Source organism: Micromonospora sp. NPDC048871, assembly GCF_043198155.1.
Taxonomy (GTDB): Bacteria; Actinomycetota; Actinomycetes; order Mycobacteriales; family Micromonosporaceae; genus Micromonospora.
This window is the reverse complement of record NZ_JBICUM010000007.1, coordinates 123,648-146,468: the sequence shown is the minus strand read 5'-3', so window position 1 is coordinate 146,468 and position 22,821 is coordinate 123,648. Positions and strand designations below refer to the sequence as shown.

At 72.0% G+C, this 22,821-nt stretch carries 20 protein-coding genes and 2 pseudogenes; 12 read left to right on the top strand and 10 right to left on the bottom strand.

Annotated elements, in window-relative coordinates:
* The first annotated feature begins 312 nt into the window (after positions 1–312).
* Together ACGFIK_RS17945 and groL are read left to right on the top strand one after the other, a co-directional pair.
* The gene (locus tag ACGFIK_RS17945; protein WP_327023866.1) at positions 313–1,209 is read left to right on the top strand and encodes a hypothetical protein; all 897 of its coding nucleotides are present in this window, start codon (positions 313–315) and stop codon (positions 1,207–1,209) included.
* Between the two features lie 275 nt (positions 1,210–1,484).
* Positions 1,485–3,107 (top strand): chaperonin GroEL, encoded by a 1,623-nt coding sequence (groL, locus tag ACGFIK_RS17940; RefSeq protein ID WP_327023867.1) that lies wholly within the window; start codon positions 1,485–1,487, stop codon positions 3,105–3,107.
* A gap of 53 nt (positions 3,108–3,160) precedes the next feature.
* Here the strand turns inward: groL and ACGFIK_RS17935 are convergent, their stop codons facing one another.
* From ACGFIK_RS17935 to ACGFIK_RS17925, 3 genes are all read right to left on the bottom strand, one after another.
* Positions 3,161–3,400, bottom strand: coding sequence for a hypothetical protein (locus tag ACGFIK_RS17935; RefSeq protein WP_327023868.1), 240 nt, complete (start codon positions 3,398–3,400; stop codon positions 3,161–3,163).
* A 124-nt stretch (positions 3,401–3,524) separates the two neighbouring features.
* Positions 3,525–3,656 carry a hypothetical protein gene (locus ACGFIK_RS17930; RefSeq protein WP_327023869.1) on the bottom strand — a complete coding sequence of 44 codons (132 nt, stop codon included), beginning with the start codon at positions 3,654–3,656 and terminating at the stop codon, positions 3,525–3,527.
* A 129-nt stretch (positions 3,657–3,785) separates the two neighbouring features.
* Positions 3,786–6,194, bottom strand: a complete 2,409-nt coding sequence (locus ACGFIK_RS17925) for a S8 family serine peptidase (RefSeq protein ID WP_327023870.1) — start codon at positions 6,192–6,194, stop codon at positions 3,786–3,788.
* Positions 6,195–6,313: 119 nt separating this feature from the next.
* Between ACGFIK_RS17925 and ACGFIK_RS17920 the strand changes: the two genes are divergently transcribed.
* Complete coding sequence (locus ACGFIK_RS17920; protein ID WP_393340264.1) at positions 6,314–8,131, top strand: glycerol-3-phosphate dehydrogenase/oxidase; 1,818 nt, start codon at positions 6,314–6,316, stop codon at positions 8,129–8,131.
* An 85-nt stretch (positions 8,132–8,216) separates the two neighbouring features.
* A complete protein-coding gene (locus ACGFIK_RS17915) occupies positions 8,217–8,717 on the top strand; it encodes a hypothetical protein (RefSeq protein ID WP_327027394.1) in 501 nt (166 codons plus the stop codon).
* 3 nt (positions 8,718–8,720) lie between these two features.
* On the opposite strand, the gene ACGFIK_RS17910 is transcribed toward ACGFIK_RS17915, so the two are convergent.
* Complete coding sequence (locus ACGFIK_RS17910; RefSeq protein ID WP_327023871.1) at positions 8,721–10,121, bottom strand: FAD-linked oxidase C-terminal domain-containing protein; 1,401 nt, start codon at positions 10,119–10,121, stop codon at positions 8,721–8,723.
* 60 nt (positions 10,122–10,181) lie between these two features.
* Between ACGFIK_RS17910 and ACGFIK_RS17905 the strand changes: the two genes are divergently transcribed.
* Positions 10,182–10,574: a DUF4031 domain-containing protein gene (locus ACGFIK_RS17905; protein ID WP_393340261.1), complete on the top strand. Its 393-nt coding sequence runs from the start codon at positions 10,182–10,184 to the stop codon at positions 10,572–10,574.
* Here the strand turns inward: ACGFIK_RS17905 and ACGFIK_RS17900 are convergent.
* Complete coding sequence (locus tag ACGFIK_RS17900; protein ID WP_327023873.1) at positions 10,468–11,121, bottom strand: metal-dependent phosphohydrolase; 654 nt, start codon at positions 11,119–11,121, stop codon at positions 10,468–10,470. The genes ACGFIK_RS17905 and ACGFIK_RS17900 overlap by 107 nt on opposite strands.
* A 133-nt stretch (positions 11,122–11,254) precedes the next feature.
* On the opposite strand from ACGFIK_RS17900, the gene ACGFIK_RS17895 reads away from it, so the two are divergent.
* Together ACGFIK_RS17895 and ACGFIK_RS17890 are read left to right on the top strand one after the other, a co-directional pair.
* Positions 11,255–12,469, top strand: a complete 1,215-nt coding sequence (locus tag ACGFIK_RS17895) for an FUSC family protein (protein WP_327027395.1) — start codon at positions 11,255–11,257, stop codon at positions 12,467–12,469.
* Positions 12,470–12,496: 27 nt separating this feature from the next.
* Positions 12,497–13,987, top strand: coding sequence for a PrsW family intramembrane metalloprotease (locus tag ACGFIK_RS17890; RefSeq protein WP_327027397.1), 1,491 nt, complete (start codon positions 12,497–12,499; stop codon positions 13,985–13,987).
* A 26-nt stretch (positions 13,988–14,013) separates the two neighbouring features.
* On the opposite strand, the gene ACGFIK_RS17885 is transcribed toward ACGFIK_RS17890, so the two are convergent.
* Positions 14,014–14,181 (bottom strand): hypothetical protein, encoded by a 168-nt coding sequence (locus ACGFIK_RS17885; RefSeq protein ID WP_013736159.1) that lies wholly within the window; start codon positions 14,179–14,181, stop codon positions 14,014–14,016.
* 102 nt (positions 14,182–14,283) lie between these two features.
* On the bottom strand, positions 14,284–14,622 hold the full coding sequence (locus ACGFIK_RS17880; protein WP_327023874.1) for a co-chaperone GroES: 339 nt from the start codon (positions 14,620–14,622) through the stop codon (positions 14,284–14,286).
* 72 nt (positions 14,623–14,694) lie between these two features.
* On the opposite strand from ACGFIK_RS17880, the gene ACGFIK_RS17875 reads away from it, so the two are divergent.
* Positions 14,695–16,086, top strand: coding sequence for an AI-2E family transporter (locus ACGFIK_RS17875; protein WP_393340257.1), 1,392 nt, complete (start codon positions 14,695–14,697; stop codon positions 16,084–16,086).
* A 4-nt stretch (positions 16,087–16,090) separates the two neighbouring features.
* Here ACGFIK_RS17875 and ACGFIK_RS17870 read toward each other — a convergent pair.
* Both ACGFIK_RS17870 and ACGFIK_RS17865 read right to left on the bottom strand, forming a co-directional pair.
* A pseudogene (locus tag ACGFIK_RS17870) lies at positions 16,091–16,771 on the bottom strand (ATP-dependent DNA helicase); the annotation flags it as partial.
* Between the two features lie 110 nt (positions 16,772–16,881).
* Positions 16,882–18,235, bottom strand: a pseudogene (locus tag ACGFIK_RS17865) (ATP-dependent DNA helicase); the annotation flags it as partial.
* Positions 18,236–18,372: 137 nt separating this feature from the next.
* On the opposite strand from ACGFIK_RS17865, the gene ACGFIK_RS17860 reads away from it, so the two are divergent.
* The 3 genes from ACGFIK_RS17860 (at position 18,373) to ACGFIK_RS17850 (ending at position 20,871) form a co-directional block, all read left to right on the top strand.
* Positions 18,373–18,879, top strand: a complete 507-nt coding sequence (locus tag ACGFIK_RS17860; RefSeq protein ID WP_327023876.1) for a DUF402 domain-containing protein — start codon at positions 18,373–18,375, stop codon at positions 18,877–18,879.
* Between the two features lie 350 nt (positions 18,880–19,229).
* Entirely contained in the window at positions 19,230–19,856 is a 627-nt protein-coding gene (locus tag ACGFIK_RS17855) for a DUF47 family protein (RefSeq protein ID WP_327023877.1), read from the top strand.
* A gap of 4 nt (positions 19,857–19,860) precedes the next feature.
* Positions 19,861–20,871 carry an anion permease gene (locus ACGFIK_RS17850; protein WP_327023879.1) on the top strand — a complete coding sequence of 337 codons (1,011 nt, stop codon included), beginning with the start codon at positions 19,861–19,863 and terminating at the stop codon, positions 20,869–20,871.
* Between the two features lie 63 nt (positions 20,872–20,934).
* Here the strand turns inward: ACGFIK_RS17850 and ACGFIK_RS17845 are convergent, their stop codons facing one another.
* Entirely contained in the window at positions 20,935–21,903 is a 969-nt protein-coding gene (locus tag ACGFIK_RS17845; RefSeq protein WP_327023880.1) for a Gfo/Idh/MocA family oxidoreductase, read from the bottom strand.
* Positions 21,904–21,983: 80 nt separating this feature from the next.
* Here ACGFIK_RS17845 and ACGFIK_RS17840 point away from each other — a divergent pair, with 80 nt between their 5' ends.
* A complete protein-coding gene (locus ACGFIK_RS17840) occupies positions 21,984–22,814 on the top strand; it encodes an NUDIX hydrolase (RefSeq protein ID WP_327023881.1) in 831 nt (276 codons plus the stop codon).
* Positions 22,815–22,821: the final 7 nt, after the last annotated feature.

The window sequence follows — 22,821 nt, the reverse complement described above, 5'->3', positions numbered from 1 at the left end:
TCGGTCCCACCTCCGAGCGGATTCGGTCAGCCCGGGGTACCGCCCCCTGGTGGGTCCGGTCAGCCCGGGGTACCGCCACCGGGCAACCCGCCACCCCATCCCGGCTATCCCGGCCAGCCGACCCCGCCGGCCGACCAGCCGTACCCGCCGGTCCAACCGGGATATCCAGGCCAGTCGCCCTACCCCGGCCAACCGGGGTATCCGGGCCAGCAGGCCTACCCGGGCCAGCCGGGGTCCCCGGGTCAGGCGGCCTATCCCGGTCAGCCGGGGCCGGCACCCTATCCGGGGCAACCGGTCTATCCCGGCCAGGCCGTGTATCCGGGGCAGCCCTTCCATGGCTGGTACGACCCGGCGGCGCACGGGTTCGACCCGGCCGACCCCCTGGTCACCCCACCCGGGGTGGGGCTGGGTGCGTGGTTCGCCCGCTGCCTGGGTGCGGTGCGCCGGGGTTGGCAGCTGCTGCTGCCGATCCTCCTGGTGACCCAGGTGCTGCCGGCGGTGGCGCTGTCGGTGCTCGCGCTGGTCTTCGATCCCTCGGCCCGGTGGGATGCCGAACTCACCGCCGACTCCACGGCCCTGCCCGCCAACTTCGGGGTCGACCTGGCCATCTGGCTGTCGGTGCTGCTCGGCGGAAGTCTGATCTTCGGCTTGGTGCAGTGTGTCGGCTGGGCCGCCGGCGCCTGGGTGGTCACCCGACAGGCGGCCGGCGAGCAGGTCACCCTCGGCGGCGCCTTCGGTTATGGCCTGCGTCGGGCGCTCGGCCTCTGGGGCTGGAGCTTGATCTTCACCCTGATCATGACCCTCGGCTTCTGTCTCTGTTTCCTGCCCGGTGTCTACGCGGCCTTCGCGCTGGCCATGGCCGGCCCGGTCTACCTGTTCGAGCGCCGTGACCCGATCGGTCGCTCCCACCGGATGCTGCGTGACCGGCTGGGGCTGCTGCTCGGCCGGGTGGCACTGACCGGCGGGGCGGTGATCGCCCTCGGGATCGTCGTCGGCATGGTGGAGGGGGCGGTACTGACCCCGTTCGGCACCGAGCCCCTCGCCGCCATGGACACCGCCGTCGGTGCGGTTCTGGCGATCAGCGGGGCGGCCCTGTTGGGGCTGCCGGCCTACCTGGCTCAACTGGTCGGGCTGCTGGTCACGTACGCCGAGCAGCGGGCGCACGAGGGGCCGGTGAACAGCGGGCAACTGGCTGCCGAACTCGGCTGAGCCGGGCCATCGTGCTTGCACTCGGCAGGTGAGAGTGCTAAACAAGTCATTGGCACTCGCATGGCGTGAGTGCCAACTGGTCGGGACGGTGGGGCTGCGGTCGCACTCGTGGCATAACTACGGGTGAGGCACGTGGCCGGTCGTCGCGGGCTATCCGGCCCGGCCGAGGAGACGTCGTCGTCGCCAGGTGGCGACGTCCCAAGGTGCGTACACCAGACGGTTCATCCGGGGCACACACTCGGGTGGCCCGTGAGTGTCCAGGAGGACAACGCCGTATGGCCAAGATGATCGCGTTCGACGAAGAGGCGCGCCGCGGCCTCGAGCGGGGCATGAACCAGCTCGCCGACGCCGTGAAGGTGACCCTCGGCCCCAAGGGCCGCAACGTGGTGCTCGAGAAGAAGTGGGGTGCCCCCACCATCACCAACGATGGTGTGAGCATCGCCAAGGAGATCGAGCTCGAGGACCCGTACGAGAAGATCGGCGCTGAGCTGGTCAAGGAGGTCGCCAAGAAGACCGACGACGTGGCCGGTGACGGCACGACGACGGCGACCGTCCTGGCCCAGGCTCTCGTTCGCGAGGGTCTGCGCAACGTGGCCGCCGGTGCCAACCCGATGGCCCTGAAGCGGGGCATCGAGGCTGCGGTCACGAGCGTCTCGGAGGAGCTGCTCAAGCTCGCCAAGGACGTCGAGACCAAGGAGCAGATCGCCTCCACCGCCTCCATCTCCGCCGGTGACAACACCGTCGGTGAGATCATCGCCGAGGCGATGGACAAGGTCGGCAAGGAAGGCGTCATCACCGTCGAGGAGAGCAACACCTTCGGGCTGGAGCTGGAGCTCACCGAGGGTATGCGCTTCGACAAGGGCTACATCTCGGCCTACTTCATGACCGACCCGGAGCGTATGGAGGCCGTCTTCGACGACCCGTACATCCTGATCGCGAACAGCAAGATCTCCTCGGTCAAGGACCTGCTCCCGATCCTGGAGAAGGTCATGCAGTCGGGCAAGCCGCTGCTGATCATCGCCGAGGACCTGGAGGGCGAGGCCCTGGCCACCCTGGTGGTCAACAAGGTCCGGGGCACCTTCAAGTCGGTCGCCGTCAAGGCGCCGGGCTTCGGTGACCGCCGCAAGGCCATGCTGACCGACATCGCCATCCTCACCGGTGGCCAGGTCATCAGCGAGGAGGTCGGCCTCAAGCTGGACGCCGCCGGTCTCGACATGCTGGGCCGCGCCCGCAAGGTCGTGGTGACCAAGGACGAGACCACCATCGTCGACGGTGCCGGCGACGCCGAGCAGATCCAGGGCCGGGTGAACCAGATCCGGGCCGAGATCGACAAGAGCGACTCCGACTACGACCGGGAGAAGCTGCAGGAGCGGCTGGCCAAGCTGGCCGGCGGTGTTGCGGTGATCAAGGTCGGCGCGGCCACCGAGGTCGAGCTCAAGGAGCGCAAGCACCGCATCGAGGACGCGGTGCGCAACGCCAAGGCCGCCGTCGAGGAGGGCATCGTCCCGGGTGGTGGCGTCGCGCTGGTGCAGGCCGGCAAGACCGCCTTCGACAAGCTGGACCTGGCCGGCGACGAGGCGACCGGTGCGCAGATCGTCAAGATCGCGCTGGACGCCCCGCTGCGGCAGATCGCCGTCAACGCCGGCCTTGAGGGCGGCGTCGTGGTCGAGCGGGTTCGCAACCTCGACGCGGGTCACGGCCTCAACGCCGCGACCGGCGAGTACGTCGACCTGCTGGCCGCCGGCATCATCGACCCGGCCAAGGTGACCCGTTCGGCGCTGCAGAACGCCGCGTCGATCGCCGCGCTGTTCCTCACCACGGAGGCCGTGGTGGCGGACAAGCCGGAGAAGACCCCGGCCGCCCCGGCTGCCCCGGGTGGCGGGGACATGGACTTCTGAGTCCAGCTCCAACGCCGAGAAGGGCGGGCCGCGTCAGCGGTCCGCCCTTCTCGTCATCTCGGCAAGGGGCGTTGGTTACGCCGCTTCTGCGCCCGGTCGTACGGCGGGCGGTGCGGCACCGGCTCGTCCACCAGGATCAGTGGCTCCTCGGGTGGTTCGGCCGTCCCGGTCATCTCCGCCAGCTGCTCGGCGTCGCCGTAGTCCAGCCGGTCGACCGGCAGTGTGCCCGGTAGTTCAACCGGGACCCAGCTGACCGGCGACGCCTCGTGGGCCTGATCGTCGTCCGTGGTCATGGCTGCCTCCTCTACCCGAACGGTAGGGGGCGTCGATGACCTGGGTGGGTGAACGGTGCTATCAGAGCTTATGTGCGGTTCGCCTGCCATGTCTGATCCGAGGTGCGACGGCGCGCAGACCCGCTCATGGTGAGGTGCTGATGCCCACCCGGAAGCTCAACGGATCCTCGCCGGAGGATTTGGTGACCGACTGGATCACTCCGCAGCACAGGGCCACGACGAGCGCCGGCACCCCCAACAGGACCAGTAGCGCCATGCCGCGCCACCGGGCAGTCGATGGCATCAGGGGAGCCGCCCCGGACGAATGACCGTGCATGAGCTTGCAAGATAGCAGCTGGCGAACATCTTGTGACCCCTTGATGAAGGGCGCTCACGTTGGGTGAGGTCAGCTGCGGGCGGCCCGCACGGCCGCGTAGGCGTCCACCAGGCCGGCGCCGATCACGTTCTGCCTGCCACCGCAGGCGTCGGTCCGCTCTCCCGAGTCGGTACCGCCCTGCACCTCGGTGGCCGTGGCCCGCAGCAGTTGCCGGGTCCGATCCAGATCCCCTACCAGCTCCGGATTGGCCGACCACATCAGCGCGACCACCCCCGCCACCTGGGGAGTGGCCATGGAGGTGCCGTCCAGCCTGGCGTACCCGCCGCCGGGCATCGCGGAGAGCACCTCCGCTCCGGGGGCCATCAGGTCCGGCTTGGCGGCCCCGGTGGAGGTCGGGCCACGGGAGGAGAAGGCGGCCACCCGGCGCTGCTGGTCCACCGCACCGATGGTGAGCACGTCCGGGTACGGCGCGGGCGGGTCCTGCACCGAGCGGCAGAACGGGCCACTGTTGCCGGCCGCCGCCACGACCAGGATCCCGGCCGCCTCCAGGGCGTCCGTGGCCGGCCGTAGGGCCGCCGGGTCGCAGCCCTCGATCGGCGGGCAACCCCACGAGTTGGTCAGGATCTCCGGTGCCCGGGCCGGACGACCCGCTGTGAAGGGGTCACCCCCGGCGGGGAAGGGGGCCAGCATGAACTGGAGGCAGTCCAGGTAGGCGGCCGGATTGCCGAGGTTGCGGTCCAGGTTGACGCAACCCACCCAGTCCGCCCCGGGGGCCACCCCGATGCCGCCCTGGCCGACCGCGCTGCCGGTGGTGTGGGTGCCGTGTCCATTGCGGTCGGTCGGGGTACGGGTGCCGTTCCAGGGATCGAACCAGGAATCCTCCCCGCCCCGGAAGTTCCCGGCGAGAGCCGGGTGCCCCCCGTCGACCCCGGAGTCGGAACTGCCGACCGTCACCCCGGCTCCGGTGGTCCCCAGCTCGGACCAGACCCGGTCGGCGCCGATCATGGTGATGTTCCAGGGCGGTCCGGTGGGCGCGGGGGCCTGACCGGAGGCGGACTGCGCGGGGGAGGGCAACGGCCGCAGCCGCTGGCTGACCAGCACCCTGGCCACTTCGGGTCGGCCGGCCAGCCAGGCCCGTACCCCCGGCCCGCCGTCCACCTCGACCGCGTTGACCAGGTAGTAGGGGGTGTGGTCCAGCCGCAGTCGGCGCAGGTCGCGGCGCAGGTCGGCCTGGGTGCGCTCGGCGGTGGCCACCAGGCGCCGGTAGACCTCCTCGGCACGCAGGTCACGGCCCGCCTTGCCGGTGCCGGCCGGCAGGCCGGTGAGATCGGCCTGCTCGCGCAGCACCACGAAGAGTCGCTCGCCGTGCAGGCCGGGTTGGCCGGCGGCGGCACCGACCCCGACGACCGCGATCAACACGGCCAGGGCGGTCAGCCCGGCCACCGCCGGGAGCGGCGGGCGGGTCGCCGGTCGGGCCAGCAGCAGGCCGTACCCGACAGCCAGCACCAGCGCGATGACCAGCCCGGCACCGGCGGCCACCGCCACCCAGAAGGGCAGGTCCCGGGAGGTGACCAGCAGCAGACTGATCTCCTCCGGGTCGGTGAAGGCCAGCGGACCGAACACGGCCAGTCCAACCAGCCAGGGGGTCGAGGTACGGCCTGCGGTTTCGGGGGCCCGCTGGGCCAGTGCGTGCAGGGCCCCCAGCGCGAAGCCCACCGGGGGCAGCGTCACCAGCAGCGGCAACTGGGCGCCGGACTGGCCGGTACCGGCCCCGACCAGCAGCAGCACCACCCCGGCGACCAGCCCGCCCAGCAGAACCAGCCGCATCGGCCGGGGGGACCGCTCGCCGGTGAAGTGGCCCCAGAACCGGGCGTCGAGCAGGGCCGCCGCCAGCGCCCCGACCGCCGCTGCGGCCAACCCGGCAAGGAGGGTCTCCAGCAGGCCACCGAGGGCACCGATCCAGACCCAGGGCAGCAGCAGGGCCAGCCCGGCGGCCACCGCCAGCCGGGTGGTCACGGACCGCCGCGGCACGGCCGACTGCGCCGGTGCGCTCCCCTGCCCGGTACGCCCCAGCCGCCGCGACACCCACCTGGCCGCCAGGGTCAGCAGGGTGGCCGTGATTGCCAGCGCGGCCAGGTACGCCTCGTGGTGCACCGGGGGGATCGCGCGCAGCAGCCCGAGCGCCCCCAGGGCAAGGGCTCCGGCCAGCCAGGCCCGCCCGGTTGCCCGGATCGCCGCCGAGCGGGGCACCAGGGCCAGCGGCAGGGTGGCCGTACCGATCGCCAGGGCGGTGATCAGGCTGGCCAGGGGCCAGAGCAGCGCCAGCCGGTCCAGGGCGGCGATCAGCATGATCTGGTCGATGGCCCATCCGCCGGCCTGGGACAGGACGGTGACGGCGACCGTGCCGCACCCGACCAGGACCGCGGCGACGACCGCCCAGGGGCTGCCCGGGGCGCCGGATGAGTAGTCCGCCCGCATCCGCACACCCTACGACGCGGGCCGCACCCCGGCCCTGGCCTCGGCACGACGCGGGAGGAGGAACCGAGCCGCCCCGGCGGCGAACGTCGCTGCTGCGACCGGAGGGCTACCGTGGAGCGATGCGCGATCCACACCTGCCGCGATCCGTCGCGGGGCAACTCTCCTCCTCCCGCCGGGCTGATGACCTGCGTCGACTGCGGAGTGAACGCTTCGATGTGCTGATCATCGGCGGGGGTGTGACCGGGGCGGGGGCGGCCGTCGACGCCGCCTCGCGAGGGCTGAAGGTCGCCCTGGTGGAGGCGCGCGACTTCGCGGCCGGCACCTCCAGCCGGTCCAGCAAACTGATCCACGGTGGCCTGCGCTACCTGGAGCAGTTGGAGTTCCACCTGGTGCACGAGGCGCTGACCGAGCGGGGACTGCTGGCCACCCGGTTGGCGCCGCACCTGGTACGCCCGGTGCCCTTCCTGGTGCCGCTGCCCGCCACTGAAGGCGTACGCGGTCTGCCCGCCCGGATCATCCGACGGGCCTACTACGGCGCCGGGGTGGCCGCGTACGACGCCTTCGCGGGTCTGTTCGGTGGTGGCCGGGGGATGCCCCTGCACCGGCATCTGAGCCGGGAGGGGGCCCGCCGGGTCTTCCCCAGTCTGCGGGCCGAGGGGCTGGCCGGGGCGATCCGCTACTACGACGGGCAGGTGGACGACGCCCGGTTGGTGGTCACCCTGGCCCGTACGGCCGCCAGCATGGGCGCGACCGTGGTGAGCAGTGCCCGGGCGGTCGGGCTGATCCGGCAGGCCCGGGAGGTCACCGGGGTCCGGGTGCGTGACCTGGAGGCACCGGAGGGTTCCCCGGAGGCGGAGTTCGAGGTGCAGGCCCGGTCGGTGATCGCCGCCACCGGGGTGTGGACCGACGACATGTCCCGGATGCTCAACGACGTCGGGCTGCGGCCGGGCATCCGGGTACGGGCCTCCAAGGGGGTGCACCTGGTGGTGCCCCGCTCGGCGATCACCGGCGACACCGGGCTGATCCTGCGCACGGCGACCAGCGTGCTGTTCGTCATCCCCTGGGGTGGGCACTGGATCATCGGGACCACGGACACCGACTGGCGGCTGGACCGTTCCCACCCGGCGGCCTCCGCCAGCGACATCGACTACCTCCTGCGGCAGGTCAACACCGTGCTCGACCGGCCGCTGACCACGGCCGACATCGAGGGGGTCTACGCCGGGCTGCGTCCGCTGCTGAGCGGCGAGGCCGACTCCACCTCCAAGCTCTCCCGGGAGCACGCCGTGATCGAGCCGATGCTCGGCCTGCTGCTGGTCGCCGGGGGCAAGTACACGACGTACCGGGTGATGGCCGCCGACGTGGTCGACCGGGCGGTCCGCCGGCTCGGTTGGCAGCGGCCGTCGCGTACGGCCGATCTGCCGTTGCTCGGTGCCGACGGGTACGCGGCCATGTGGCGGGACCGGGCCGACCTGGCCCGCCGGCACGGGCTGCCGGTCGGGGTGGTGGAACACCTGCTGGAACGCTACGGCAGCCTGACCCTGGACCTGCTGGCCCTGATCGACGCCGATCCGCTGCTGGCCTCCCCGTTGACGGGGGCCCCGGAGTACCTCGCGGCCGAGGTGACCTACGCGGCCCGGGCCGAGGGTGCGCTGCACCTGGAGGACGTGCTGACCCGGCGTACCCGGATCTCCTTCGAGACCACCCACCGGGGGCTGGAGTCGGCCGAGCACGCGGCCGAGCTGATGGGCGCCGTGCTGGGGTGGGACGCCGACCGGCGGGCCCGGGAGGTGGCGCATTACCGGGCCCGGGTGATGGCGGAACGTCAGTCGCAGCTGATGCCGGACGACGCGACTGCCGACGCGGCCCTGCTGGGTGCCCCGGACGTGCGAGGCTACGCCGCCGACCGAGGTGTCGACGACGCCGGGCTGGCCCGCTGAGGAGTCCAGTTAGGACAGCGTTCACGGCGGATGTCCACCTGACGGGTTACGCGCGCTACCTACGGTGGGGTAAGTTCCGCGCGTGATGGCGCTTTCCTGGTCACGGTTGGCTACCGGCTCCGCCTCCGCCCTGCTGGCGGTCGCCCTCGTCGGGTGTGCCCCGTTCGGCGACCAACGCCAATCGGCGGCGGCCGGCGGGGCGGGCTCCGCCACCAGCGGCAAGCAGCGGGTCAGCCTGTTGCAGAACGAGGGCACGGACGGCCCACTGCGCACCCTGAACGTGGAGCCGGACGGGCGCTGGGAGTGTGTCGACTGCGCGGGCGACGGGGTGACCTCCACGGGCATCCTGAGTCAGGAGCACTCGGAACGGCTGCAACTCCTGCTGGCCGATCCGGCGCTGGTGATGGAGACCGACGAGGCACGCGGCTACAAGGTCACCTGCATCGGGGCCCTGACCTCCAGCCTGCTGACCACCTCCGGGTTGATCACCTCTCAGGACTGCCCCGGGGAGGAGCGCCCACCGGTGGCGGAGGAGATCCTGCTGCTGCTCACCCAGAACACCCCCGCCCAGCTCACCTCGCCCTGAGGCTCAGAGCACCTTGCCGGGGTTGAGCAGACCGGCCGGGTCCAGGGCAGACTTGATCGCCTGGTGCACCCGTACCCCCACCGGCCCGATCTCCCGGGCCAGCCAGTCCCGCTTGAGCAGGCCGACCCCGTGCTCCCCGGTGCAGGTGCCGCCGAGGTCCAGGCCCAGGCGCATGATCTCGTCGAAGGCCCGCCGGCCGCGTTCCAGGCTGGCCGGGTCGGCCCGGTCCACCACGATGTTGGGGTGCATGTTGCCGTCCCCGGCGTGGCCGACGACCCCGATCGGCACCGCGCACTCGGCCGCGATCCGGGACACCCCGTCGAGGAGGGCGGCCAGGGCAGCCCGGGGCACCGCCAGGTCGTCGATGATCAGTCCGCCGTCGCCGCCCGGGTAGGCCTCGGCGGCGTACTTCTCCATCGCCGGATGGGCCAGCCGGCGGGCCTGCAACAGGGCGGCGGCCTCGGTCGCGTCCGTGGCCGCGTACACCTGCTCGGCACCGGCCGCCGTGCAGACCGCGGCCAGTTCGGCCAGGTCCTCGGCGGCCCGGGGGCCGGTGTCCGCGGCGGCCAGCAGCAGCGCCTCGGCGTCGGTGCGCAACCCCATCGGCCGGTACGCCTCGATCGCCACCAGGTGGGTGCGGTCGAGCAGTTCCAGCAGGCTGGGGGAGAGGCCCTGGGCGGCGATCCGGGCCACCGCCTCACCGGCCGCGCCGGTCGAGCCGAAGACGGCCACCAGGGTCAGCGAGGCCGCCGGGGCGGGCCGCAGAGCCAGGGTCACCTCGGTGATCACGCCCAGGGTGCCCTCGGAGCCCACGAACAGCCGGGTCAGGTCGTACCCGGCGACCCCCTTGGCGGTACGCCGCCCGGTGCGCAGCACCTCGCCGGAGGCCAGCACCACCTCCAGGCCGAGCACGTACTCCGTGGTGACGCCGTACTTGACGCAGCACATCCCGCCCGCGTTGGTGGCCACATTGCCGCCGATGGTGGAGGACTCCCAGGAGCCCGGATCCGGCGGATACCACAACCCCTGCTCGGCCACGGCCGCGCTGAGGGCCGCGTTGATCACCCCGGGCTGGACCACCGCGATCCGGCTCACCGGATCGATCTCCAGGATGGCGTTCATCGCGGTGGTGCTGAGCACGACCGCGCCGTCGACCGCGTTGGCCGCCCCGGCCAGCCCGGTCCGCGCCCCCTGCGGCACCACCGGTACGCCGTACCGCCCGGCCGCCCGGACCACGGCGGCCACCTGCTCGGTGCTGCGGGGGCGGGTGACCACCAGGGGGGTGCCGGCGACGCACAGGTCGGCCTCGTCCCGTTCGTACCCACGCAGCAGGTCCGGATCGGTGAGCACCGCGTCCGGCCCCAGGGCGGTACGCAGGTCTTCCAGGAGGGGGGAGGTGGCCATGTCGCCGAGGCTACGACCGGTCGTCGGTGATCATCAACCGGCCGTCCCGCACCCGGTACGGTGGCGGGCGTGATCTACCTGGACCGGCCCGCCTGGCCGGCACGCGGTCGGCTCTGGTCCCACCTGATCAGCGACCTCTCCCTGGCCGAGCTGCACGTGTTCGCCGAGGCGCTGGGCGCACCCCGGCGCGGCTTCGACCGCGATCACTACGACATCCCCGCCGAGCGATTCGACATGGCGGTCTGGCTGGGGGCGCAGGTGCGGCCCAGTCGGGATCTGGTCCGCCTGCTGTACGCCGCGAACCTCCGCCGCCCCAAACACCTGCACCGGGTGCCCACCCAGCCGGTCAGGCGAGGCGTACCCGCTCCCTCAGCGCGGTCAGCTCTCGGGTCAGGTTGGCCCGGGCCTGCGGTTCCCACCGGGCGGCCGGCGCAGGGAGACGGAAGAGGGTAGGCAGGGCCAGCAGGTTGCCGAGCACCTGGGCCCGACCGATCCGGTACGCCTCCCGGGGCACGTGGGCGTACTCCCGGCGGATGGCGGCCGCGTACCGGTCGTACTCCGGTGCGGGTGCGGCCAACACGGCCAGGTCGGCGTCGCAGAGCAGCACCCCGTCGGGGTCCGCCGGGTCCACCTGGTGCCCGGCGGTGCGCATGATCAGCCGGCGCACCTCGGCCACCTCGGGTTCGGGCAGTCCGGTGCGGGCCAGCAGCACCCCGGCCAGTGCGGCGCTGTCGCGTTCGTTGCGGTCACCGGCCGCCCTTGGGTCGTACACCGCGTCATGACCCCAGGCGGCCAGCCGGACCAGGTCCGGCCGCGACCCCTCGGAGGCGTACCGGTCGACGACATCGAGCACGGCGGTCAGGTGGCCGACCGTGTGGTAGTGCCGGTGCGGCTCCCGCCACCGTTGCAGCAGTTCGGCACCGGTCGCCTCGATCGCGGCCGGGTCGGTGGCCCCGGCGCCCCGGGTGGCCCTCCGCCACCGTTCGATCAACTCGACCACCGGGCCAGTCTGCCGTACCGGGGCCGGGGCCGGCACCGGCGGTCACGCCGAGGATTGTCCCCACCCAGCGCGGGTAGACGCGGCCATGGTGGTGGCCCGGGAGCGACGATTTCGGCTGGTGCGCCGCGACCGGATGCGCAAGAGGCTGCTCGACGGGGACTCGGCGCGGGTGTCCGAGGCCGTGGCCCAGGTGCGCCAACGGGGCAGGGCGACCCTCAGCGACCGGGTGCACCGAGTCCGGATGGCGCTCGGCCTGGCCGTCCAGGCGGGTCTGGCGGCCGGGCTTAGCTGGATCGCCGCGCATGAGGTGCTGGGCCACCCGCAGCCGGTCTTCGCCCCGATCGCCGCGGTGGGCACCCTGGCCGCGTCCGTCGGGCAGCGGTTCCGGCGGACCGTGGAGCTGATCACCGGGGTGGCGGCCGGGGTGGCGATCGGTGATGTGCTGGTCCACTTTCTCGGCACCGGCCCCTGGCAGCTCAGCCTGGTCGTCACCGTGGCCATCCTGCTGACCATCTTCGCCGGGGGCAGCGTCGGCATCGTCATCCAGGCGGCGGCCACCGCAGTGCTGATCGTGACCCTCAGCCCGACGGTCGAAGCCCTGGAGGTGCCCCGATTCGTCGACGCCTTCGTCGGCGGCGGGGTCGCCTTGCTGGTCACCGCGATTCTGCTGCCACTCAATCCGTTGCGGGTGCTCAACCGGGCCGCCCGGCCCGCCCTGGACCTGCTGGCCGACCAACTCGACGCCACCGCCGAGGGGCTGCGCGAGCGGGACCGGGAGAAGATCCAGGCGGCGATGGAGCGGCTGCGCAACAACAAGGACGAGTTGGCCACCCTCAACGAGGCGATCGAGGGGGCCAAGGAGACCGCCACCCTCTCCCCGGCGCGTTGGCACCGGCGGGGTGAACTCACCCACTATGCCGAGTCGGGTGACCCGATCGACCGGACGATGCGCAACAGCGGCACCCTGATCCGGCGCGCGGTCACCCTGCTGGAGGACGACGAACCCGTTCCGGAGCCGTTGCCTCAGGCGATCACCCGTCTAGCGGAGGCGGTTCGCCTGCTCAAGCGCGAGTTCGCCCAGGGCCATGAGCCCCAGTACGCCCGGGAGTGGTCCCTGCGCGCGGTCAGCGAGGCCGGTCAGGCGTACGCCGCGGGGGTCGGCTTCTCCGGCAGCGTGGTGGTGGCCCAGGTCCGTACCACCGCCAGTGACCTGATGGTGACCTCAGGGATCAGCCAGGAGGAGGCGAACCAACTGGTCCGGCAGTCCTTCGGCGAGATCGACCGGCCCGGCGCACCGCCCGGCCCTCGGCCCACGACGAACCCCTCCACCGCCCCGCCGGTCGGCTGAGCACGCTGGTGGCCCTCGTTGTCGCCGATGCGCCCGGTGGGGCGAGCCGGGGATGACTACGCTGACCGCATGGCCGACACCCCGTCCGGCGGGCCCCTGCCGCCGTCGCCGCCCGTGCCCGTCGCACCGCCCGGCGGCTTCGGGGCGACCGGAATGCCGCGCCGCCGGCTCGGTTGGCGGCGTGCCCTGGTGCTGAGCGGGGCGATCGTGCTGATCGCGGCCAGCGCGATCTTCATGCTCTTCACCCTCGGCACCAACCTGGGCCTGGAGGCGTTGCTGATCGGCACCGCCGCCGCGATCCTGCCGGTTCCGGTGCTGGTGGCCTGCTTCCTCTGGCTGGACCGGTACGAACCGGAGCCGCTTAAATACCTGATCTTCTGCTTCGGCTGGGGTGCCTTCGTCTCCACCGCGGCATCCCTGCTGGTCAACGAGACCGCCGCCGGGTGGTTCGAGGATCAGGGCCTGCCCGTGGCGCTCACCGCCGTGCTGGTCGCCCCCTTCATCGAGGAGTTGACCAAGGCGATCGCCCCGATCCTGCTGCTGGTGTTCCGGCGTCGGGAGTGGTCCGGGATCACCGACGGCCTGGTCTACTGCGGGTTGTCCGCGCTCGGGTTCGCGATGGTGGAGAACATCCTCTACCTGGGCGGGCACGGGTACGCCTCGGGCGCGGAGCAGTACGGCCCGGCCACCGGGGCGCAGCAGGTGATCGCCATCTTCATCCTCCGGATCCTGCTGTTCGGCTTCGCTCATCCCCTGTTCACCGCGATGACCGGTATCGGGCTGGGCATCGCCGCGCGTACCGCGGACCGGCGGGTCCGGGTGCTGGCCCCGATCGCCGGTCTGCTGCTGGCGATGATGCTGCACGGGGCCTGGAACCTGATCCCCACCCTCACCCAGGCCACCGGCCAGGTGCTGATCTCCCTCTTCGGTTTCGTCGGGGTGATGATGCCGATCTTCTTCGGCATGGTCGGCCTGGCGGTGTGGCTGCGGGCCTGGGAGGGCCGCCTGACCGAGCGGATCCTGCCGGACTACGTCCGCGCCGGCTGGCTGACTCCGCCAGAGGTGGCGGCGTTGAGCAGCCTAGGTCGGCGACACGCGGCCCGGGCCTGGGCCCGCCGGGTGGCCGGTGACGCCGGGTTGCGCGCCATGCGGGGCTACCAGTTCGCGGCCACCCGGCTGGCCCTGCTGCGCGACGGTGCCCTGCGCGGGCTGGATCGCAAACCCGCCGATCGGGAGCGGACGGCGCGGGAGGAACGGGAGCTGCTGGACTCGATCAGCGCGTACCGGTCGTTCTTCGTGGGGCGGGACCCGCAGGCACCGGTCGGCGTCTGGGACGGCCACCGCTACCACCTGCGGTTTCCGGACGGGTCGCAGCGGGTGGTGCCGGCCCCGGAGGATCCGGTGGTCCCGATCCCGGTCGTGCTGGCCGCACCCCCGCCCCCGCCGCCCTACCCGCACCACCCCCCGCCGGGCTGGTACGGGCCCCGCCCGCCGGCACCCTGGCCACCGCAGTACTGAGCGGTTCGTCAGGGGCTGCGGGGCGGTCAGGTCATCAGGCTGGTCAGGAAGTCGCCGAATCCCTGGGCCATCATCACCAGGGCACCGCCGATCGCCTTGAACATCTGCGCCGCACCCTCCGGCCGGAAGGCCATGAAGTAGATCAGGAACGCCAGGCTTCCCCAGGCCAGCACCTTCTTGACAAATACCGGCATCGTCCCTCCCCAGGGCCGGTGGTGCGGCTGGCTTCCCGCCGGGGAGCGCGGCAAACGGCACTGGGGGTCTCACTGGGACGCCGGGCGGGGCCGGGCCAGGGCTCAGAGGTAGAGCCCGGTGGTGTTCTCCTCGATCCGTTCGGCGGCCACCGCGTGCACGTCACGCTCGCGCAGCAGCACGTAACCGCGCCCGTGCAACTCGACCTCGGAACGGTCGTCGGGGTCGAAGAGCACCCGGTCGCCGGAGACGATGGAGCGTACGTTCGGCCCGACTCCCACCGCGGTGGCCCAGGCCAGGCGCTTGCCGACGGCCGCGGTGGCCGGGATCACGATGCCGGCGGTCGAGCGCCGCTCACCCTCGCTTCCCTCCACCCGCACCAGGACGCGGTCATGCAGCAGCCGGATGGGCAGGCCGGAGTCGATGTTCTGGTCGGCTGTCACGCCGCAGACGCTACCGTGTCCTTTCCGGCAAGCCGCCGGTGGTCTGCGATTCACCGGACCGTCGGCGGGGCAATGTGGGGTGGAAACCTGGCCTACCGTCGCGTCTTCGGGCGTATCCTGTCCGCCCTGGCGCCGTTGCGGGCCGAATCATGCCGGGAGGTGCGCTTGAGCCGATTCGAGCGGTTACGCGGGCGGCTGCGCCGCGCCTACGAGTCGGGCCGGGACTCGGTCCGTGCCGCGCGCAACACCCCGCCCTACGTGCCCAAACCGGCCCGGGCGGCCTCCCCGGAGGAACCGGGCCCGGTGGCGCCGCCGGCGGCCACCGTGGTCGGGGCGGAACCCGGCCCGGCCCTGCACCACTCCACCTCCAGCCGCGACGACGCGGACGTGCCGCACGCCCTGCGCATCGCCGCCGCCTGGTCGTGGCGGCTGATCGTCGTCGGGGTGGTGTTCTGGGCGCTGGTGAAGCTGGTCAGCACCATCAGCATCGTGATCATTCCGCTGGCGGTGGCGATGCTGCTGTCGGCCTTGCTGGCCCCGGCGGTGGGCTGGCTGCTGCGGGCCCGGCTGCCGAAGTCGCTGGCCACCGCCGTGGTGCTGGTCGCCGGGCTCGGCGCGGTGATCGGCACGTTGACCCTGGTGGTGAACGAGTTCATCAAGGGCGTGCCGGAGCTGGCCGCCAAGTCGAGCCAGGGCCTGCAACAGATCCAGGACTGGTTGAAGACCGGGCCGCTGCACCTGTCGGACAACGACCTCGACCGCTATCTGGAAGAGGCCCAGCAGTGGGTCAACAACAACACCGAGCAGTTCACCAGCGGTGCCCTCTCCACCGCCAGCACCCTGGCCGAGGTGCTGACCGGTACGGTGCTGGTGCTGTTCGCGGCCTTCTTCTTTCTGCGTGACGGCAACATGATCTGGCGGTTCGTGGTCCGGCTGCTGCCGGTGGCCGCCCGCTGGAAGGTCGACGACGCCGGGCGGGCCGCCTGGGCCACCCTGGTCGCCTACGTGCGGGCCACCGTGCTGGTCGCCTTCATCGACGCCGTGGGCATCGGCATCTTCCTGGTCATCTTCGACATCCCGTTCGCCTTCCCGCTGGCCGCCCTGGTCTTTCTGGGTGCCTTCATCCCGATCATCGGTGCGACCCTCTCCGGCGGGGTGGCCGTGCTGGTGGCCCTCGTCGACAGCGGGCCGGTCACCGCGTTGATCATCCTGGGTGTGGTGATCGGGGTGCAGCAGGTCGAGGGGCACATCCTCCAGCCGTTGATCATGGGTCGGGCGGTGGCCATCCACCCCCTGGCGGTGATCATCGGGTTGGCCGCCGGTGTGGTGCTCGCCGGGATCACCGGCGCCCTGGTCGCGGTCCCGCTGATCGCGGTGCTCAACACCGCGGTACGTCGCCTCGCCGCCCGTACCGTGCCGGACACCCCGCCGGACGCGGTCGTCGTCGCCGCCCGCGCCCCCTGACCCGTCAGCTGTCGGCCAGCCGGGCCAGGGCGCCACGGACCACCTCGCGGCGGGTGGTGTACCAGAAGGGGGGCAGCGACCGGCGCAGGAAGGGGCCGTAACCGCGAGCGGTCTCCAACCGCGAGTCCAGCACGGCCACCACCCCCCGGTCGCCGGAGGCCCGGATCAGCCGCCCGACCCCCTGGGCCAGCCGGACCGCGGCGATCGGCACGCTGACCGCGGCGAAACCCGACCCGCCCTGAGCGTCCACGGCCGCCGCCCGAGCGGCGGCCAGCGGCTCGTCGGGCCGGGGGAAGGGCAGCCGGTCGATCACCACCAGTTGGCAGGAGTCACCGGGCACGTCCACCCCCTGCCACAGGGACATCACCCCGAACAGGCAGCTCGCCTGCTCCTGACGGAACCGGCGGACCAGCAGCGGCAGGGCCTCCTCGCCCTGCAACAGCACCGGCAGGTCGGTGCGGGCCCGCACCAGCTCCGCGGCCTGGGTGGCGGCCCGCCGGGAGGAGAACAACCCGAGGGTACGACCACCCAGGGCGGTGACCAGTTCCAGCAACTCCTCCCCGGCGGCGTCCGGTAGCCCGGAGACGCTGGGGCGAGGCAGGTGCGCGGCCACGTAGAGGATCCCCTGCCGGGGGTAGTCGAACGGGGAACCGACATCCAGGGAACGCCAACCCGGCCCCGAGTCGGCGTACTGGCGCGGGGCCTGGGCACCGCTGCCGCCCGAGGTCGGTGCGGTGCCGCCCGGCCGGACGGTGGCGGCGGCCAGCGCCTCCGCGGCCGGTGAGGGCGGGCTGGGGGTCGGCGCCTCAAGGCCCAACGCCCGGGCCACGGTGTCGAAGCGACCCCCCAACGCCAGGGTGGCCGAGGTGGCCACCACGGTCCGTTCGTCGTAGAGGTGGGTGGCCAGGGTGCCGGCGACCGAGAGGGGGGCTACCACCAGGGCCCGCCGGCCGGTGTTGTCGTTGCGTTCCACCCAGGCGACGTCGTGGTCGGCCTCCTCCAGCAGCCGCTGGGCGGTGGTGGACAACTCGTCCAGGACGGCCTTGGCCTGCTGCTTGCGTACCGGGTCCGGGTCGTCCGCCTTGATCTCGCCGATGGCGTCCAGGGCGGCCCGGGTAGCGGAGTCCAGCAGGGTGCACGCCTGCTGCAACGGGCTCGGCAGGCCGCCGGTGAGCCGGCCCACCGGAGCCTCGGCCAGCCCGACCGCCAAGGCGTCACCGGCCTCGGTCAGCGCCTCGGCCGTCTCCGGACGCAGCAAGGGTCGGGCCCGGCGGGCGGACCGGTCGATCAGTTCCGGGGTCAGCTCCGCCTGGGCGGCCGAGGAGACCCGGTCGGCCAACTCGTGGGCCTCGTCGACGACCAGCAGCCGGTGCGGGGGGACGATGTGCCGCCCGGCGAGCATGTCGACCGCTAGCAGGCTGTGGTTGGTCACCACGACGTCGGCCTCCCGGGCCCGGGCCCGGGAAGCCTCCGCGAAGCATTCCGCACCGTACGGGCAGCGGCCGGCCCCCACACACTCCCGGGCCGGCATGGAGACCAGCCGCCAGGCCTGGTCGTCGACGCCCGGATCCAGTTCGTCCCGGTCGCCGGTGTCGGTCTCCAGGGCCCAGTCCCGCAGGCGTTGGATCTGCTTGCCGAGTCGCCCCGCCTCACCCAGCCACCGGGTGCCCCCGCCCGGCCGCTCGGCCGGTGCGTCGAAGAGGGTGTCCGCCGGCTCGTCCTCGGTCGAGTTCTCCAGCCGGGCCAGGCAGAGGTAGTGGTGTCGGCCCTTGAGCACGGCGTAGGTCGGGCGGCGCTTCAGCAGGGGCTCGACCGCGTCGGCCAGCCGGGGCAGGTCGTGCTCGACCAGTTGGGACTGCAGGGCCAGGGTGGCGGTGGAGATCACCACCGGGCCGTCGACCGTTAGGGCGGGAGCGAGGTACGCCAGCGACTTGCCGGTGCCGGTGCCGGCCTGCACCAGCAGGTGCTCACCGGAGGCCACACACTCCTCGATCGCTGCGGCCATCTGCTGCTGGCCCGGCCGGGCGCTGCCACCGGGCACCGCGCCGACCGCGGCGGCCAACAACTCGGCGCCACCCGGGCGGTCACCGGATCGACGGGATCTGCTGCGGGTCGAGGCGGAGCCGGAGGAGGTGCGGGGCGGGGTCACCGTGGCACGGTACCCGCCGGGACCGACGCCAGCCGTATCGATCGGGTGGTGTTGCGCCGCCTTGAGCAGGAGATCGCCCTTGCGTCCGGTAACTTCCCGACGGCACCGCGTGGGCGTAATCGGTTAGGGTGCGAATCATGCCGAGCGACGTGGTCCGAGTGATCTACCGCAAGTACGACGGCAGCGCTCACCGGGACTATCCGGCCCGTCGCCTGACAGAGGACGATCTCGGCATCTGGTTGGGGGTGCCGGCCGGCACGAGTTCGGTCTATCACGGTCGCCCCTCGGTGGAGCAGATCCCCTTCGTCCTGCTGGTGCCGCACCAGGCCTGGTGGACGACGATGTTCAACCCGCCACCGCGCACCAGCGAGGTCTACTGCGACATCGCCACCCCGGCCCGCTGGGAGGGGGAGGACACCGTGCACCTGGTCGACCTGGACCTCGACGTGGTGCGGCGGCGGGAGACCGGCCTGGTGGAGTTGCGCGACGAGGACGAGTTCGCCGAGCACCGGGCCCGGTTCGGCTACCCGGACGATCTCGTGGTCGAGGCCGAGGCGGCGGCCCGTTGGCTGCTCACCGCCCTGGGCGATGGCACGGAGCCCTTCGCCACCTCGTATCGTAAGTGGCTTGCCCTGGTGCTCTGACCTCGGCGAAGGCACCTGGCCGGGGCTTGCCTGGCGGGAAATTCGCCGACGCCGAGCGGATCAGTCGGCCACGGGTGATGATGCAGCGATGGCGCACGACGGCGTGAGACGTTCGACACCCTTCCTCCCGGGTATCCACCGCTCACTTTCGGCCTCCGGCGGCACCTGGAGGCCCACCGGTGGGGACGGCGGGAAACGATGAAGGTGAACGGAAGTTGAACGGCCGGTGAATGACACCTGACCAGGGGTGGGCCGCCGAATCGCGGGTCCGGGCGTTCCCTAGCATTCCCTCAGCAGGGCGCCGGACAGCGCGCTGACACCCCTTCCGCCGACACGACGAGGTCCGTGCTGTGAGGTTTTCCTTCCGCCCCAACGAGGGCGCCTTCTACGAGCTCTTCACCAGGGCCGCGCAGAACCTGGTCCGGGGTACCGAGCTGCTCAACGAGCTTGCCCTGCCTGATGTCGAGGTGCAGTCGGTCAGTGAGCGGCTGACCGAGGTCGAGCACGACAGCGACAAGATCACCCACGAGCTGTACAAGAAGATCAACTCGACCTTCGTCACCCCGTTCGACCGGGAGGACATCTACCGACTCGGCTCCCTGCTCGACGACGTGATGGACCACCTGGAGGCGGTGGGCAACCTGCTCTACCTCTACGGGCTGACCAAGCTGCCGTCGCTGCCCCGGGAGATGCACGAGCTGGTGAACGTGCTCGACCAGCAGGCCAAGCTGACCGCCGAGGCGATGCCCCGGCTGAAGTCGATGAAGGATCTCGAGGACTACTGGATCGAGATCAACCGGCTGGAGAACGACGGTGACCAGGCGTACCGGATGCTGCTGGTCCGCCTCTTCTCCGGTGAGTACGACGCGCTGACCGTGCTGAAGATGAAGGAGGTCGCCGACGAGCTGGAGGCCGCCTGCGACGCCTTCGAGCACGTGGCCAACACCGTCGAGACCATCGCGGTCAAGGAGTCCTGATCCGGTGACTGTTACTCCGGAGCTCATCGCGGTGCTGGCGGTGATCGGGGTAGCCCTGGTGTTCGACTACACCAACGGCTTCCACGACGCCGCCAACGCCATCGCGACCAGCATCTCCACCCGGGCCCTGACCCCCCGGGTAGCCCTGGGCATGGCGGCGATCGGCAACTTCATCGGCGCCCACTTCGGCGCCGAGGTGGCCAAGACCGTCGGTAGCGGCCTGGTCGAGTTGCCGACCGGGGTGTCCAGCCTCGGCATCGTCTTCGCCGGGGTGATCGGCGCGATCGTCTGGAACCTCATCACCTGGTACTTCGGCCTGCCCTCCTCCTCCTCGCACGCCCTGATCGGTGGTCTGGTCGGCTCGACCGTCGCGGCCAGTGGCACGGTGCTCTGGAAGGGCATCGGCGAGAGCGTGATCATCCCGATGATCCTGTCGCCGATGGTCGGCTTCATCCTCGGCTACATCGTGATGATCGGTGTGCAGTGGCTGTTCCGCAACGGCCACCCGGGCAAGCTCAACCGGGGCTTCCGGTGGGCCCAGACCGCCTCGGCGGCGGCCATGTCGGTCGGTCACGGCATGCAGGACGCGGCCAAGACCATCGGCATCGTGGTGCTCGCCCTCTTCGTCGGTGGCTACCAGAGCGACCCCACCCACATTCCGGAGTGGGCCTTCTGGACCTCGGCCGCCGTGCTGGCGGCCGGTACCTACGCCGGTGGTTGGCGGATCATCCGTACCCTGGGTCGGAAGATCATCGACCTGCGGCCTCCGGAGGGCTTCGCGGCCGAGACGGTGGCCAGTGGGGTGCTCTACTTCAACGCCCTGGTCCTCGGCGCCCCCATCTCCACCACCCACACGATCACCTCGGCGATCATGGGTGTCGGCGCCACCAAGCGGCTCTCCGCCGTCCGGTGGGGGGTGGCCGGCAACATCGTCGGCGCCTGGATCCTGACCTTCCCGGCCGCCGGCTCGATCGGCGCCCTGATGTACTTCCTGGTCCGCCCCCTGTTCAGCTGAGCGGTAAGGAAGGGCCCCCTGTTAACGCCTCGCGTAGTACAGGGGGCCCTTCTTAACACCCACTCAGAGGTACGAGACCCCGATCTGGGCCCGTACCTCGTCCAGCAGCCCCATGATCTCCAGGGTGGCGGAGTGCGGCACCAGCGGGCTCTCGGTCAACCCCTCGGCCAGGCAGCGCTGCACCTCGATGGCCTCGTACTGGTAGCCGGAGCCGACCAGGTCGGCGGCCAGGGTCTCCGGCTCGGCACCCTCCCGGTGCAGCTGGACGGCCGCCGGCCGGAAGAAGGGGTCGGGCAGGTCGATCCGTCCGGCGGTGCCGGTGATCGAGGCGGCGGCCCCGGTGGGACCGACGATGCCGCAGCTCAGGGTGGCCACGGCACCCGAGTCGTACCCGAGGATCATGGCGGTGTTCTCGTCGGTGCCCTCCGGGCCCAGCTTCGCCCAGGAGCGCACCTGCTGGGGTGCCCCGAGCAGCAGGTGGGCCAGGCTCACCGGATAGATGCCGAGATCCAGCAGGGCGCCACCGCCCAGTGCACGGGCCCGCATCCGGTGCTCCGGCGGGAAGGGCCCGGCCAGGCCGAAGTCGGCCCGTACGCTGGTCACCCGTCCGATCGCACCCTCCGCGATCAGCTCACAGACCCGCAGGATGAGGGGGTTGCAGCGCATCCACATCGCTTCCATCAGGAAGACTCCGGTCGCCCGAGCGGTCTCGACCAGCTCGGTGCTGGTGGGCAGGTCCAGGGTGAACGGCTTCTCCAGCAACACCGCACGCCCGGCGGCCAGGCAGGTGCGGGCCGCGTCGTAGTGCGCCACATGCGGGGTGGCCACGTAGATCACGTCCAGGTCGGTGTCGGCGGCCAACTCCTCCCAGGAGGCGTACGCCCGCGCCGCGCCGTGCCGGTCGGCGAAGCGCTGCGCGCTCTCGGCGGTACGTGAGCCGACCGCCGCCAGTTCGGCCCCCGGCACCAGCCGGAGGTCCTCGGCGAAACGGGCGGCGATGTGGCCAGTGGCCAGGATGCCCCAACGAGTCATGGATCGACGCTACCGAAGATCACCACTGGGTCGTACGGCTGATCCATCCGTCGAGACCGGGCCCGGCTAGGCTGCTGGCGATGACGAAAGACCGTGGCTACCCGGCCCCGCCCGCAGTGGTGGAACATGCTCGCCGTTTCTCGACCAGTGGCGACCGGCCGGCGATACCCCGGGTGGCGGCCACCGTGCTGTTGCTGCGCCCGGCCTGGGAGGGCTTCGAGGGGTACCTGATCCGTCGGGTGGCCGCGATGGCCTTCGGCGGCATGTACGCCTTCCCCGGCGGCGGGGTGGACCCCTCGGACTCCACCGTTCATGTGGACTGGGCGGGCCCGGAGCCGGCGAGTTGGGGGGAAACCCTGGCCCTGACCCCGGCCGCCGCCCAGGCGGTCGTCTGCGCGGCGGCCCGGGAGGTCTTCGAGGAGGCCGGGGTGCTGCTCGCCGGGCCGGACCCGAGCCGGGTGGTCGGTGATGTCAGCGACGAGGGCTGGGAAGCCGCCCGCGACGATCTGGAGCAGCGCCGTACCGGCTTCGCCGAACTGCTGGCCCGCCGTGGGCTGACCCTCCGGTCGGACCTGCTGTTGCCGTGGAGCCGCTGGGTGACCCCGGAGTTCGAGCCGCGCCGGTTCGACACGTACTTCTTCGTGGCTCTGCTGCCGGAGGGACAACGGACCCGGGACATCTCCCGGGAGGCCGACCGCACCCTCTGGATGCGGCCCGGCGAGGCCTGCGAACGCGCCAGGGCCGGTGAGCTGACCATGCTGCCGCCCACCCTGGTCACCCTGAGTGAGGTGGCCGCCTGCCCGGACCTGGCGGCGGTGGCGCGCGCCGCCTCAGCCCGGGACGCGGCCACCGCGATCATGCCCCGGTTGGACCTGTCCGACCCGGACCGACCCCGGTTCTACCTGACCTGAAACCAGC